The following is a 13787-nucleotide window of genomic DNA, read 5'->3' on the forward strand; positions in this document are numbered from 1 at the left end:
TGCGGGCCTGCGCGAGCCGTCTGGAAACGCGCGACATTCCACACCGCTTCCCGAAAGCGGGCGGTAACACGAGTGAACTGCGTCGGGGCAACGGCGCGTCTAGCCGGCGACGGCTCGATCACGCGACGGGCCCCGCCGGTCCATATGGTGCGCAAGCTCTTCGACGTGTTCGATGGCCAGCATGATCGTCTCGACACTCACCGGATTGGGCATATTGCCGAGATGAGGAGCCGTCATGGTCCAGCGAGCGAGGTCCTCGATCTCCGCCTTGGTCGGCTCGCTCATGCCGAGATCGCCGAGCGAGGTGGCGAGACCGATCGAACCGTTGAATGCGACGAGCGATTGGAGTTCGCCCCGGCGGCCTTCGGCCGCGAGTTGCACCAGCGCGCCCCAGGCGACATGCTGGCCGTGGATCGCGTCCTTGGCGCCCCTGGCTTTCACCAGGCCGCGGGTGAGGCTGTGGGCCAGCGACAGCCCCCCGTTTTCGAAGCCGAGGCCGCTCATCAGGATCGTCGCCTCGATCGTGTCTTCGAGGGCTTGGGTCATTCTGCCCGCGTCGAGATCCACCATCGCGGTCTGCGCAGAGCGGCGCAGCGTCTGATAGCAGGCGTCGGCGATAACCGCGGCCGAGACGAGCGGTCTCGTGCCGAAGGGTGTGACGCCCGAGCCGTTCAGGCAGCCTTCAGCCTCGAATTTCTTGGCGACGGCGTCGCCGATTCCGGCCAGCAGGAAGTGCCGCGGCGCCCGCGCGATGAGGGTCGTATCGACGATCACGGCTTCCGGAGAACGGGCGAGACGATCGACCGAGATCATCACGTGATGATCGTCATACATGGCGATGGCGCTGCTGGTCGGGCTGTCGTTGGAGGCGATGGTCGGCACGGTGATCACGTCAAGGCCGAGCTTGCGCGCCAGTCCCTTGGCGGCGTCGAGCGATTTTCCGCCGCCGATGCCGATCGCAAGTGAAGGACGTTGACCTGACAGCGCCGCTTCCAGCGCGTCGATGGCGGGATAGGTGATCTCGCCGGAAAACGGCAGGACGATCGGCGTCAGCCCTTCCGCCGCCAGAAGCGTCTCGAGTCGATCCTTGAGAAGATCGAGCACGAAGGCGTCGGCGATGATCGCCGGATTGGTCCCGAACGGCCTGGCAAGGCGGCCGAGCTCGTCCAGCGCGCCCGGACCCTGAAGATAACGATGCGGTCCGCCGAAGATCCTGAGGCTCACTTGACCAACTCCATCAGCCGATCGACTCCGAGCCCGTTCTGGCCATAATGCCGGCGGGCGGCGGCGAGTTTGGTGAACACGTCTTCATAGCCGAGCGCCACGCCGTCGGGGTCGACATAGACATAACCGCCGGTGACATGAAACAGCGTGATCATCTCGCCGACATCCTCCGGCACGACCAGCGTATGCGTTTCGCCCGGCGGCTCGAAGGCGTAGCTCATCGGCGTCGCCTCCCAGTCATGTTCGAGATAGCGCCAGCGCCCCCGCAGCGTGAAGGCGTGAACCGGGCCGCTGTGACGATGCCGCGACAGCACGCCCGCTTTTCGAACCCGGAGCAAATTGACGTAATAGCCCTGGCTCACAGACAGCACGAGCGGCCGGAACGAGACGCCCTCGGCCTGCGGGATCCAGAGGCGCTCGTCAGCGTCGAGGTCGAGGCCGTCGCCCAGGAATATGTCCGACATCATTCCGAAGGGTTGCGGCTGGCGATAGGCGATCTTGCTCGCATCCATGCGGGCTTCAGGGCGGGGCGTGTCGAGGTTCGCGGTCATGGCGTCGCTCCTCAATCGAGCGGGAAGGCGTCGGATGGAGCCCCCCAGGAACAATAGCCGCCGTCGACCGGCAGCGTGATCGCGGTGATGAACTTGGCCTTGTCGGAGGCCAGGAACACCATGGCCTCGGCGATGTCTTCGGCCGTGCCCATCTTGCCCATCGGCGTACGGCGACGAATGCGCTTCTCGTCGATCTTGCCTTCGGCGATGAGCTTTTCGGTGAGCGGCGTCATCATGTAGCCGGGCGCCACCGCGTTGACGCGAACATTGTGAGGACCCCATTCGCAACCCAGCACCTGGGTCAACATGCCGATGCCGGCCTTGGCGGCGGAATAGGCGGTGCGGACCGGAAGGCCCATCAGCCCGGCGATGGAATTGAGATTGAGGATCACGCCGGAGCGTCGCGCGATCATCGACGGCGCCACGGTCTTGGAGACGAGGTAGGTGCCGGTCAGATGCACGTCTATCAGACGCTGCCAGTGACTGAGCGTCTGATCCACCGTGGGCGTGAAACTGTCGGGCATGCCTGCATTGTTGACGAGAATATCGATGCGTCCGAAGCGGGCGAGCACCGTCTCCACCATCGCCTTGACCGCCTCTTCGCTGGAGACGTCGCCGCTCACGGCGAAATGCTTCTCGCCCAGCGCCGAGGCGGCCGCTTCGGCGGCCTCAAGGCGCAGGTCGTTGATGACGACGGTCGCGCCCTCGCGCGCAAACGCGGCGGCGGTGGCGAGGCCGAGGCCGCTCGCGGCGCCGGTGACCAGAGCGATCCGGTTTTCGAGTTGCATGACCGCCTCCTCACTTGCCGTCGACGATGGCGCGGATGAAACGCGGCGTGTCGACGCCGTATTTCGCCTCGAGATATTCCTGTGATCCGCATTCGAAGAAACTGTCTTCGAGGCCGATCTTGACGAGCGGCTTGACCATGCCGGCCTCGTAAAGCGCCTCGACGACCAGCGACGTCAATCCGCCCGAGGTCTTGTGGTTTTCGGCGACGATCAGGCGGTCGAAGCGGCGCGCAAAGTCAAGAACGCCCGCCTTGTCGAAGGGCTTGATGGTGGAGACATGCAAGACGCCGGCGTCGACGCCCTGCGCCTGCGCGGCTTTGGCGGCGTCCAATCCCCGCGCCGACATATAGCCGGTAGAGATGATCCCGACATCGCGGCCCGGCCTGAGCACCTTGGCCTTGCCGAGTTCGAAGCGATAGTCGGCGTCGAGTTCGACGGGCACCTTGCCGCGCAGATTGCGGACATAGACCGTGCCGGGAATGTCGGCGACGGCGCGCACCACCTGCTTGAGTTCGGTGGCGTCGCAGGGGTCGATGATGGTGAGATCGGCGATCCCGCGCATCATGTTGAGGTCTTCGGTCGCCTGATGCGTTGCGCCATAGCCGTTGACCAGCCCCGGCATGCCGGCGAAGATCTTTACATTGGCCATGGAATGGGCGCAGGCGATCGCCACGAAATCATAGGCGCGGCGGGTGATGAACACCGAATAGGTGGTGCAATAGGCGATCTTGCCGGTCTTCGCGAGCCCGGCAGCCATCATGATTAGGTTCTGCTCGGCCATGCCGACATTGAAGAACCTCATGGGATGAGCGTCGCGAAACGGCAGGATATCGCTATAGCGGCCCATGTCGGCGGTCAGCCCGACGATCTCCGGCCGCTCGCGCGCCAGGTCCGCCAGCGTATTGCCGAACGGGGCGAGTTCGGTGACCTTGCCGGCGACGTCGACGATTTCGCCCATGCCGCGCGTGCGGCCGCTCACGGTCTGTGTCTCAGCCATGTTCTCTCTCCAGTTCGTCGATCAGCGCGGTCCATTCGGAATTGTCGATGCGCACGAAATGCGCCCGGTCGCGGGCCATGATGGTGGGCACGCCCGCGCCCGGCGTGGTGCGTTGCACGATGCATTTCGGCTTGCCGTTGGGAGTTCTCAATCTGGCGAGCGCGTCGACCAGCGCCTCGATGTCGTTGCCGTCGATCTCCAGCGTCTCCCAGCCGAAGGCCGTCATCTTGTCGGCTACGGGCTCGATCCGCACCGTCACGGGGCCATCGGCCTGGATGCCGTTGCAATCGATGATCGCGACGAGGTTGTCGCATTTGAAGGTGGCGCCGCCCATCGCGGCCTCCCAGGTCGAACCTTCCTGCAATTCGCCGTCGGAGAACTCGCAGAAGACGCGGGCCGAGGAACCGTCGAGCTTGAGCCCCAGCGCCATGCCGACCGCCTGGCCGAGGCCATGGCCCAGCGAACCGCCGACCATCTCCACACCCGGAATATCGTCGAAGGTGCTCATCGGCAGCCGCGAGCCGTTGAGGCCGTAGGTCGTCAGTTCGTCGGCGGAGAGGATGCCGGCTTCGGCCAGCACCGCATACATGGCGATCGAATAGTGGCCGGTGGAGAGAACGAAGCGATCGCGCTCCTTCCACTGCGGATTTTCCGGATCGTAGCGCATTTCATGGAAGTAGAGCGACGCCAGGCAATCGGCCATGCCGAGGCCCTGGGCGATATAGCCTTCGCCCTTGCCGCTGGCCATGGCCATCATCTTGCGCCTCAAATTCAGCGCGCGGCCTTTCAGCGCCGCGATGTCGGGCGCGGCGGGGGGATGGTTCAGGACTGCCATGAAGGAAACTCCTCTGAATGCTAAAGGGCGAGCCCGGGTCGAGCCCAAGGCTTGGCGACCAGACGGCCGCTGCTGGAAAGGGTGATGAAGGCGGTGAGCATATCAGGCCCGCCGAAACAGAGATTGGTGGTGTAGGGGTCGGGCATCGAAACCCGCTCGACCTCAGCGCCCTCGGGCGAGACGACGACGACGCCGCCCAAGCGCAAAGTGGCGATGGCGATATTGCCGTTCGCCTCGACCGCCAGCGAGTCGTAGCGCTGGAAGCCGGGCAGCCCGGCGGTCAGATCCCCGCCTGTGGGCGATGGCCACTCCGGCTTTGCCACTTCGCCGGGCGCGGTGATCCGCCAGGACCATAGCCGTCCAGACGACGTCTCGGCGACATAGAGCCTCTCGCCATCCGGCGACAGTCCGACGCCATTCGGGCCGACCAGCGGGAAAGCGATTTCACGGATGAAGCTGCCATCGGTCTTGGCGTAATAGACCGCGCCGAATTCGAGGCTGCGTCCCTTCCGGTGGCCGTGATCGGTGAAATAGAAACCGCCATGTCGATCGAAGACGATGTCGTTCGGCGCCGATAGCGCAACATCGCCGCAGCGGTCGTAAAGACGTTCGACGCGGCCGGTTGAGGGATCGACCCGCTCGATGCGACCACCGGAATAATCCGCCGCCTTGCCGACCGGCCTCAGGCCATCGGGACCGCGGCTCCATTCGAAGCCGCCATTGTTGCAGACATAGAGAAAGCCGTCGGGCCCGAGCGCGAGGCCGTTCGGCCCGCCGCCGGTTTCGGCGAGCGTGCTCTTGTCGCCGTTCGCGGCCACATGCGTGAGGCGGCCGGAGGCGATTTCCGTCAATACGATCGCGCCGTCCGGCATCAGCACCGGGCCTTCCGGAAAGGCTAGACCGTCGGTGAGAAGCGTAAGATCCGTCATCCTGCGACCTCCGCAGGCGTGGTGACGCCGAGCGCCTGGGCGAGGCTCGCGACGTCGTCGACGAGATGGTCTGGCTCGAGCTGAGCGAGCGTCTCGCTCGCGTAAAATCCGTAAGTGACGGCGACGGCGTCGAGACCGGCGGCGCGGGCGGCCAGCACATCCTGCGGGCCGTCGCCCACATAGATGGCGTCGGACGCGTCCGCCCCAGCCTTGTCGAGGCCGAACAGGATGGGCGCCGGATGCGGCTTGCGGTCGATCGTATCTTCCGCTGTGACGATGACCTCGAAAGCGTCGGCGGGAATATCGGCGACCTTGAGATCGATCAGCGTGCGCTCCAGCCCCTTGTTTGTAACGATCGAAGGCTTGCGGCCGGACTGGCGCAGGCCGAGGATCAGGTCTCGAACGCCGGCAAAGACCTTCACCAGCGAGGCGCAGCGGGGATAGGCGGCGCGATAGGCGGCATGCAGGACTTCGACCTTGTCGGGCGCGACGCTTGCGAAGACTTCCGGCGGCCGCATGGCGAAAAGCTCGCCGACTGGAAAACCGGGCGGCGGAAACGGCGAGCCCAGTTCCTCGCGGAACACGATCGAATAGCACTCCGTCACCGCCGCGCGGGTGTCAACGAGGGTCCCGTCGAGATCGAAGAGGATGTGGGTCTTTGAGGACGCTGTCATGACGAGGCTTTCATGCTTTGCGGGCGCGATCGAGCAAGGCCGCGCGCCGCTTGTAGAGAGGGGTGAGATCCGCGCCGAGGTCGCGGAACAGCGGATAGGCGGCGCGGTAGCGCTCGGCGAGGCAGGGATCGGGCTGCACGGTTTCGGCGATGCGCACCATGGCGCGGGCGGCGTCTTCGAGGCTCGGATAGGCGCCCGAAGCGCAGGCCGCCAGAAGAGCGACGCCCAGGGCGCCGGTCTCCTCCGCCTCGGGCGACGCCAGCGGCCTGTTCATGGCCGCGGCGCAGATTTCCCGCCAGAGACGGGAGCGCGCCCCGCCGCCTGTGATCAGAATTTCGTCGACCGGCGCATCGAGCGCGCCGTAGCAATCGACCATCGAAAAGGCGACGCCTTCCATCACCGCGCGGACCAACGTTGCGGGCGAGGCGTTGACGTCGAGGCCGAAGATCGAGCCGCGCGCATGGGGATCATGCCGCGGCGCGGTCATGCCCGACGTGTTGAAATAGGGATGGATGAACAGGCCGTTGCCGAGCGGCGGCGCGGCGCGCGCCTCGCGTTCCACTTTTTCGAAACGATCATCGCCGGTGAAGGCTTTGGCGCCGAATGCCTCTACTATCCAGTCGAGGCAGAGCGAGCCGCCGCCGGTGTTGGACATGAGCCGCTGCCAGCGGCCGCCCGGCATCAGGAAGAGAAAGCCGACGCCTTCGGGCTGGAAGAGCGGCGCATCGACGGTCAGATTGTTCATGAAGGAGGTGCCGATCACCGTCACCGCCTGGCCGGCGCGGAGCGCTCCGACGCCGATGGCGGCGGCCACCGCGTCGCCTGCGCCCGTCACGACGGGCGTGCCTTCCAGAAGCCCGGTTTCGGCTGCCGCTTTCGCGCTGACCTTCCCGACGATCTCCCCGATTTCGAGCACCTGCGGCAGTTTTCCGAAGGCATCACCGATGCTGGCGAGATCGAAGAGCTCTCGTGAGGGCCCGCGCGTGCGGATATCGCAAGGCAGGAAGGAGAGATCGGATTCGTCTGTGGCCATCACGCCGGTCAGCCGGTAATTCACATAGTCCTTGGCGAGCATCACCTTGTCGATGCGTCCATAGAATTCGGGATCGTTTTCTTTCAGCCAAGCGAGCAGCACCAGTGGCAGGCCAGGGATCGGCGCGTTGCCGGAGATCTGGAACAGGCGATCCACACGCCCGTCCGCCTTCCATCGATCGAGGAGACCAGCGGCGCGGCTGTCGGGCCAGGCGATGGCGGGACCGGCGGGGTTGCCATGGTGGTCTACCGCCCAGAGGCCGCCCATATGGCCGGAGACGCCGACGCCGACAATCTCGGCCGCAGCGATGCCGCTGGAGGCGAGAGCCTCGCGGATCGCGGCGGCGACATTGTCGTATGTGCCCTCCATATCCTCCTCATGCCATTCCGGGCGTGGGCGGAAAGAGGTGGTCGGACGTCGCGCGGTGGCGACGACGCGTCCATCGGCGACATCGAAGAGGGATGCTTTGGTGGTGGTGGTGCCCTTGTCTATGCCGAGAACATAGCTCATGCCGCGACCTCCGGACCTGTCTTGAGCGCGGCGCGACGGGCGGAATAGCGCCTGTAGACGTCGCGCGCGTCCTGATAGAGGCCGAACCAGTCGTCATAGTCTGCAGAGCGCTGGGCATCGGGCTCATAGCGCGCCGTCACCCTGTTGCAGCCCGCGGCTTCGTCCAGATCCTTCCAGACGCCGGTGGCGACGCCGGCCAGCATGGCGACGCCGAAGGCGCCGGATTCTTCCGCGGAGACGGTCTCGATCGGCAGGTCGAGCACATCGGCGAAAAGTTGCGCCCAGAAGGGACTGCGCGCGCCGCCGCCTGTCAGCGTCAAAGTCCGGGGACGGGTGGTCATCGCATCGAAACAGTCGCGGGTGGCGAAGCAGAGGCCTTCATAGACCGACCGCAACAGGTGGTCATAGGTCGTGTGGCTGCCCGTGCCGAAGAAGCCGCCGCGCGCCTGGGCGTCATGAAAGGGCGCGAGAACGCCGCTGCCATTGACATAGGGAATGAAGATCACGCCCTGGCTGCCGATCGGAGCCGAAGCCGCTTGCGCGGCGAGCGCGGTGAAATCCGGCTTGCCGTCGGAAGTCAATGGCGCGCCGAAGCGGTCGAGAAACCAGTCGAAGGCGATGGTGCCCGATGTGTTGGGCAGGATGCGGACATAATGGCCGCCGGGCATCGAGAACAGGAAGCCGAGCCCCTCCGGCGCCCGATCAGGACCTGCGGTCACGAGACTATTGAGGCAGCTGGTGCCGAGCACGGTCAGGGCAGCGCCAGGAGACAGCGCGCCGACGCCCAGCGCATTGGCGCAGGCGTCGCCCAGGCCGGTGACGACAGGCGTGCCCTCGGCCAGGCCCGTCTCCTCTGCCGACATGCGGGTGACGGTTCCGGCAATCGCCTCGGACGGCTCGATCGACGGCAGTTTCTCGATCCAGGCGGATGCGCCGCAGAGGTCCAGGACGTGGTTCGAGAATCCTCTGGCGTCGATGTCTCCGGGGACAAAGGAGACGTCCGACGGGTCTGTGCCGATGTCGCCAGTCAGCCGGAAGCGAAGATAATCCTTGGCGCAGAGAACATGGCGTGTGTCGGCGACGATTTGCGGCTCGTGCTTCGACAGCCAGCCGAGCAGCATGGCGGTGATGCCGGGCATCAACCCGTTGCCGGAGATGGCGAAGATCTCCCGCGTCTTTCCCGCGCGCTCGATCTCCATCTGGTCGGGCTGGGCGCGTTCGTCCGGCCAGCAGATCGCATTGCGCGTCGGCCGTCCCTCGCTGTCGATCAGCCAGGCGCCGCCCATATGGCCGGAGATGCCGACGCCTTTGATGTCTTTGGCCTCGATGCCTGCGCCGATGATCGCCTCGCGAATGACCGCCGCGGTCAAGTCCCAGGTCGCGTCGGGACTTTCTTCATGCCAGCCCGGCCGTGGCGACAGGACGCCGACGCGCCTCTGCGCCTGGCCGCGCGCCGCGCCCGCCTCGTCGAAGACCACGGCCTTGACGACAGATGTTCCCTTATCGATGCCTAGAACGAACGCCATCGCCGCCTCACGCGTAATTCGCCAGGAGACGGTCGACGATGGCGCCGCTCGCGCCGGCGGCGTGACGGACCGTGCGGCGATCCGCGCCCTCGAAAACGTAAAGGCTATCCTCGCGGATGGAGATTTCCACCGGCTCGTCGATGCCGAAGCGGCGGTCGGGCGCGGTCATCGCCTGCAGCGTCGTCTCCCCTGCCTGGACGGTAACCAGCAGGGAATCGCCGAGCTGCTCGGCGACATAGACGCGCCCGGGCAGCATCAGGCGCTTGCTGTCGCGCGCCATCTCGCCGGGCTTGTGAACCGCGACCCCCGCAGGCCGCGCGCCGAGCGCCAGCTTGCGATCCGCGCCGACATGGCCGCGCACGATATCCGGCAGGCTCACGGCCTCGCCGCCGCAGTGTCCCGACAGCGCGGCGCCGTCGTCGATCCGGTCGATCTCGAGCACATTCATCGAGTGCAGGCCGAAGAACTGGGCGACGAAGGCGTTGACGGGGCGATTGTAGATTTCGTCGGCTGAGCCGATCTGCTGCATGACGCCGTCGCGCATCACCGCGATCCGGTCGGTCATCGTCATCGCCTCGATCGGATCATGGGTGACGATGACCGATGTCGTGCCGAGCGAACGCTGCAGGCGCTTGAGTTCGCCGCGGAGGCGGGCGCGCAACAGCGTGTCGAGATGCGCAATCGGCTCGTCCAGGCAGAGCAGGTTCGGCCGCCGCACCAGCGCCCGGGCGATGGCGACGCGCTGCTGCTGTCCGCCCGACATCTGCGAGGCGCGCCGATCGATCAAATGGCGGATGTTGAGCATGTCGGCGACCTCGCCGACCTTGGCGTCGATCTCGCCCTTGGAGAGACCCCTGATACGCAAGGGGTAGGAGATGTTCTGCCGCGCGGTCATATGCGGGTATAGCGCGTTCTGCTCGAACACCATCGCGACGTTGCGGGCCTGCGGCGTCTGGCGCTCCACGGGAACGCCGTCGAAGGCGATCGTGCCGGAGGTCGGCTTTTCCAGGCCCGCAAGCATGCGCAGCACCGAGGTCTTGCCGGAGCCGGAGGGGCCGAGCAGGCCGAAGAACTCGCCGTCGGCGATTTCGAAGGAGATGTCCTGTACGGCATGGACGACGCCGCCATACCATTTGTTGAGGCCAGAGAGGGTGACTTTTGCCATGGAAATACTCCTTACCGGCCGCCGAGTTCGACGCTGAAGCTGCGGATCAGGAACCGCTGCATGTAATAGGACAGGACGAGAAGCGGGGCCGTCGCGACGATGCCGATGGCGCCCAGCTGGCCCCAGTTCGGCTGTTGAAAGAGGAAGAAACTCGCCAGCGCCTTGGGCAGCGTGATCACATGTTCGCCTGTCAGCACGAGCGCGAAGAGGAACTCGTTCCAGGCGAAGATCATCGAAAGTATGCCGGCGGTCAGAATGCCCGGCGCGGAAAGCGGCAACAGCACATCCCAGGCGAGGCGGTGCCAGGGCGCGCCGTCGATGCGCGCGGCTTCTTCATAGGTGGTCGGGATCTGGCGGATGAACTCGGCGAGCAGCCAGATCACCAGCGGCAGGTTCATGAAGGTGTAGACGATCACCAGCCCCGTATAGGTGTCGAACAGGGAGAGTTCCTGAAAGAGCAGGTAGAAGCCGATGACCGGCACGATCGGCGGCATCATCCTGAGCGACAGAATGGTGAAGCTGAGCTGGCCATGCGGCGGAAAGCGTCGCGCCAGGCCATAGGCGGCTGGAAAGCCGAGCAGCAGGCACAGAAGCGTCGAGATCGACGAGACGATCAGGCTGTCCATGATGCCCTTGCCGCCGCCGATGGACCAGCCTTCGGAAAAATTCACGAGCGTTGGATTGACGGGGATCACGCTCGGCGGGCTGGTGAACAGTTCCGCATAGGGCTTGAACGCGGTGAGCAACAGCCAGGCCAGCGGCAACAGGAACAGTGCGAGGAGAAGGATGATGACGAGATGGCGGCCCACGATCGCCACCCAGGCTGCGGTGGACGTCTTCTCGTCGTCTGCGGGAAGCACGGTCGGACTCATGAATTGGCTCCCATGGCGGCGGTGGACCGGAAGGGCTTGATGGTGGGCGGCAGCTCCGCTTCGCGCGGCGGCTGGGCGCGGCGTTTCGCGAGCGCCAGGATCGACATGGTGCCGACAGTCAGGAGCACGAGCTGGATGATGGACAGAGCGCCGGCCATGCCGAATTCGAAGCGGCCGAAGCCCACGTCATAAGTGTAATAAGCGAGATTCTGGGTTGACGTGCCCGGTCCGCCGCGCGTCAGGATATAGATGATGTCGAACACGCGGAAGCTGTCGATGAAGCGCAGCACGAAGGCGACGGTCATATAGGGGGCGAGCATCGGCAGCATGATGTGCCAGAACGTCTGGAGACGGCTGGAGCCATCGACGCGCGCGGCCTCATAGACCCGCTTCGGAATGGCCTGCAGGCCGGCAAGCAGCACCACCATCACGAAGGGCGTCCACTGCCAGGTGTCGACCAGAACCAGGGTCGGCAGCGCCCAATCAGGCGATTGCGCCCACGCCGGGGGCGAAAAGCCGACGCCCTTCAGAAAAGCGTTGAGCGGACCGTAGATGGGGTTGAGGAACAGGTTCCACGAAAAGCCCACCACGATCGGCGCCACCATCATGGGAATGAGAAACAGCGAAGCGTAAATGTCGCGACCGCGGGTGACGGATTTCAGCAGCATGGCCAAGGCGAGGCCCAGCGCGATCTGCAGGGGAACGGCGATCAGCGCGAAGACGGCGGTTATGCCGAGGCTACTCCAGAAACGGGCGCTGGACATCACCCGCATGAAATTCTTGACGCCGACCCATTCGATCGGGATCGGGATCGCCAGCTGATACGAGGTGAAGGACGCGTAGATCAGATAAGCGAAGGGCCAGATCGACATGAGCGTCAGAAAGCCCAGCGCCGGGCCCAGCAACAGCCAGGTGGCGCGCCGCTCGGCGCCGTCGTCCGTCGTCGGTATTGATGAAAATGCCATTGTCGGTAATCCGGTCTGCGTTCGGAATCCCCGCACGCGCGGGGATTCCACGGTTCGATCGGGCGCCTCCGGTCAAAGCCGGAGGCGGCTGGGGAGGATCAGGACCAGTAGCCCTGCTTGATCATCCGCTGACGATATTCGTCGTAATGGGCGACCTGGCGATCGCGGCCATAGGTCTCGGTGGTTTCCTCGAACTCCGTCGACATCGCGTCCAGCGCTTCCTTCGGCGTCGCTTGGCCGGTGACCGCGCGCTGCACGTGCTGGATCATGGACGCCAGGTAGCGGTTGGTGCCGGGGATGGAGATGTCGAGATAGGCCTTGGGGCTCGCCAGCAGTTCCTTGCTGACGGAGGCGAAGTTGTCGGCGAAGCCGGACTCGGCCTGCAGCGGGAAGGTGCTCTTGGGATCGTCGAACATGCTCATCCGCCAGGGATCCATCAGCGATTGCTCGAAGGTTTCGGCGACCCAGCGATTGGCGTTGACCGATTGCTGCATCCAGGCGATCGCCTTGAACGCGCCTTCCTTGTTCTTCGAGTTGGCGGCGATGCCCATGGCGCGGCCATAGGGCAGGACGGTGACGTCGCCCCAGCTTCTCGCGCATTTGACCTTGCCGGCGACCTTGGAGATCTTGGGATCGGCGGCGCCCTTGGGCATGTCGGTCCACCAATTCGCCTGGGCGACCTTGCCCTCGAAGAAGATCTGGCGGCCGACATCCCACGGCATGGCCTGGGCGAGATCCTTCGGCATGAAGGCGGTCATCTCGGCATAGCGGCGCAGCGCCTCTTCGCCGATCTCGTTCGACAGCTGCGGCTTCATCTCGGCGTCGAACAGCTCGCCGTAACGAACACCCTTTTCCGAGCCAAGCTGGACTAATTGGTTGATGAAGAAGGCGTAGACGAAGAAGCTGGTGACTTCCACCATGCCGTAGAGGTTCTTGTCCGGCCGGGTGAAGAACTCGGCGGTGTCGCGATATTCTTTATAGCCTTTCGGCGGGACGAGATCGTAGCCGTATTTCGCCTTGAAGGCCGATTGCTCCTCGGCGTTTTCGAAGAGGTCGGTGCGATAGGTGTTGATGAACATGTCGCCGTCGATCATCACGCCGACGAGCTTGTTCTCGTAATAATTCAGCTGCTGAAACGGCTTGGCGATATCGGCGAAGTTGAGCTCCTCAAGCGAGCCCACCTCTTCGAGCGGCGTCAGGAAGGGGCCGAAGTCGCCGACGAAGTTCGGCCAGAAATCGAAGGCGTCGAAGCGCGCGGTCCCTTGGCGCAGCGCCAGCAGGTTCTGGTCATACATATTGCCGAGCGGATAGGACGCGAACTCGACTTCGATGCCCGTGGCCTTTTTGAATTCCGGTGCGAAGGTCTTGAGGATCGGCGTGAACGCGCCGGAGTCGAGACCGACGGTCACCTTGCCGCCGCCTTCCTGGGCGCCGGCCTTGAGAATTCCGCCGAAGGTCGACAGGGTCGCAGCGGCGCCGAACAGGCTGGCGCGGCGCATGAGCTCGCGGCGGGAAATGATGCCGCGGGTATCGACGCTCGACAAAATGTCGAGATCTCTTTCCTGGGATTTCGGGCGATTGAATATACGATGCATGTTTCTCTCCTCCTGGAAACGGATGCTTGTCAGCGATCCTGCCATGGCTGATCTCCGGCCCTCCAACCGTCGATCGACAGAATTTGCTTTCCCAAATACGGTAGCCATGTTATTGGACTATGA

13 protein-coding genes are annotated in these 13787 nt (G+C 64.7%); all 13 read right to left on the reverse strand.

Annotated features, from left to right (window positions below):
• Positions 1–99 precede the first annotated feature (99 nt).
• The 13 genes from OCK01_RS19400 to OCK01_RS19460 all read right to left on the reverse strand — a co-directional run bounded on the left by OCK01_RS19400 (position 100) and on the right by OCK01_RS19460 (position 13664).
• The gene (locus tag OCK01_RS19400) at positions 100–1224 is read right to left on the reverse strand and encodes a glycerol dehydrogenase (protein ID WP_263825353.1); all 1125 of its coding nucleotides are present in this window, start codon (positions 1222–1224) and stop codon (positions 100–102) included.
• A complete protein-coding gene (locus OCK01_RS19405) occupies positions 1221–1775 on the reverse strand; it encodes a 2,4'-dihydroxyacetophenone dioxygenase family protein (RefSeq protein WP_412179038.1) in 555 nt (184 codons plus the stop codon). The genes OCK01_RS19400 and OCK01_RS19405 overlap by 4 nt, the downstream gene beginning before the upstream one ends.
• 11 nt (positions 1776–1786) lie before the next feature.
• The gene (locus tag OCK01_RS19410) at positions 1787–2563 is read right to left on the reverse strand and encodes an SDR family NAD(P)-dependent oxidoreductase (protein ID WP_263825354.1); all 777 of its coding nucleotides are present in this window, start codon (positions 2561–2563) and stop codon (positions 1787–1789) included.
• A 10-nt stretch (positions 2564–2573) separates the two neighbouring features.
• On the reverse strand, positions 2574–3560 hold the full coding sequence (locus OCK01_RS19415; RefSeq protein WP_263825355.1) for a transketolase family protein: 987 nt from the start codon (positions 3558–3560) through the stop codon (positions 2574–2576).
• On the reverse strand, positions 3553–4395 hold the full coding sequence (locus OCK01_RS19420) for a transketolase (protein WP_263825356.1): 843 nt from the start codon (positions 4393–4395) through the stop codon (positions 3553–3555). Before OCK01_RS19420 ends, OCK01_RS19415 begins: the two co-directional genes overlap by 8 nt.
• Positions 4396–4415: 20 nt before the next feature.
• The gene (locus OCK01_RS19425; RefSeq protein WP_263825357.1) at positions 4416–5324 is read right to left on the reverse strand and encodes an SMP-30/gluconolactonase/LRE family protein; all 909 of its coding nucleotides are present in this window, start codon (positions 5322–5324) and stop codon (positions 4416–4418) included.
• Positions 5321–5998, reverse strand: a complete 678-nt coding sequence (locus OCK01_RS19430; RefSeq protein WP_263825358.1) for an HAD family hydrolase — start codon at positions 5996–5998, stop codon at positions 5321–5323. Before OCK01_RS19430 ends, OCK01_RS19425 begins: the two co-directional genes overlap by 4 nt.
• 10 nt (positions 5999–6008) lie before the next feature.
• Positions 6009–7541, reverse strand: coding sequence for a xylulokinase (locus OCK01_RS19435; RefSeq protein ID WP_263825359.1), 1533 nt, complete (start codon positions 7539–7541; stop codon positions 6009–6011).
• Positions 7538–9067 (reverse strand): FGGY-family carbohydrate kinase, encoded by a 1530-nt coding sequence (locus OCK01_RS19440; protein WP_263825360.1) that lies wholly within the window; start codon positions 9065–9067, stop codon positions 7538–7540. Before OCK01_RS19440 ends, OCK01_RS19435 begins: the two co-directional genes overlap by 4 nt.
• Positions 9068–9074: 7 nt before the next feature.
• Entirely contained in the window at positions 9075–10232 is a 1158-nt protein-coding gene (locus OCK01_RS19445) for an ABC transporter ATP-binding protein (protein WP_263825361.1), read from the reverse strand.
• Between the two features lie 11 nt (positions 10233–10243).
• Positions 10244–11104 carry a carbohydrate ABC transporter permease gene (locus OCK01_RS19450; RefSeq protein ID WP_263825362.1) on the reverse strand — a complete coding sequence of 287 codons (861 nt, stop codon included), beginning with the start codon at positions 11102–11104 and terminating at the stop codon, positions 10244–10246.
• Positions 11101–12069, reverse strand: a complete 969-nt coding sequence (locus OCK01_RS19455; protein ID WP_263825363.1) for a carbohydrate ABC transporter permease — start codon at positions 12067–12069, stop codon at positions 11101–11103. The genes OCK01_RS19450 and OCK01_RS19455 overlap by 4 nt, the downstream gene beginning before the upstream one ends.
• A gap of 98 nt (positions 12070–12167) precedes the next feature.
• Positions 12168–13664 (reverse strand): ABC transporter substrate-binding protein, encoded by a 1497-nt coding sequence (locus tag OCK01_RS19460; protein WP_263825364.1) that lies wholly within the window; start codon positions 13662–13664, stop codon positions 12168–12170.
• Positions 13665–13787: the final 123 nt, after the last annotated feature.

The organism is Rhizobium sp. TRM95796 (genome assembly GCF_025779995.1).
GTDB lineage: Bacteria > Pseudomonadota > Alphaproteobacteria > Rhizobiales > Rhizobiaceae > Rhizobium_E.

Coding starts and splice junctions, on each gene's coding strand:
- OCK01_RS19405 (WP_412179038.1), bottom strand. CDS start 1,775: ATGACCGCGAACCTCGACACGCCCCGCCCTGAAGCCCGCATGGATGCG.
- OCK01_RS19410 (WP_263825354.1), bottom strand. CDS start 2,563: ATGCAACTCGAAAACCGGATCGCTCTGGTCACCGGCGCCGCGAGCGGC.
- OCK01_RS19415 (WP_263825355.1), bottom strand. CDS start 3,560: ATGGCTGAGACACAGACCGTGAGCGGCCGCACGCGCGGCATGGGCGAA.
- OCK01_RS19420 (WP_263825356.1), bottom strand. CDS start 4,395: ATGGCAGTCCTGAACCATCCCCCCGCCGCGCCCGACATCGCGGCGCTG.
- OCK01_RS19425 (WP_263825357.1), bottom strand. CDS start 5,324: ATGACGGATCTTACGCTTCTCACCGACGGTCTAGCCTTTCCGGAAGGC.
- OCK01_RS19430 (WP_263825358.1), bottom strand. CDS start 5,998: ATGACAGCGTCCTCAAAGACCCACATCCTCTTCGATCTCGACGGGACC.
- OCK01_RS19435 (WP_263825359.1), bottom strand. CDS start 7,541: ATGAGCTATGTTCTCGGCATAGACAAGGGCACCACCACCACCAAAGCA.
- OCK01_RS19440 (WP_263825360.1), bottom strand. CDS start 9,067: ATGGCGTTCGTTCTAGGCATCGATAAGGGAACATCTGTCGTCAAGGCC.
- OCK01_RS19445 (WP_263825361.1), bottom strand. CDS start 10,232: ATGGCAAAAGTCACCCTCTCTGGCCTCAACAAATGGTATGGCGGCGTC.
- OCK01_RS19450 (WP_263825362.1), bottom strand. CDS start 11,104: ATGAGTCCGACCGTGCTTCCCGCAGACGACGAGAAGACGTCCACCGCA.
- OCK01_RS19455 (WP_263825363.1), bottom strand. CDS start 12,069: ATGGCATTTTCATCAATACCGACGACGGACGACGGCGCCGAGCGGCGC.
- OCK01_RS19460 (WP_263825364.1), bottom strand. CDS start 13,664: ATGCATCGTATATTCAATCGCCCGAAATCCCAGGAAAGAGATCTCGAC.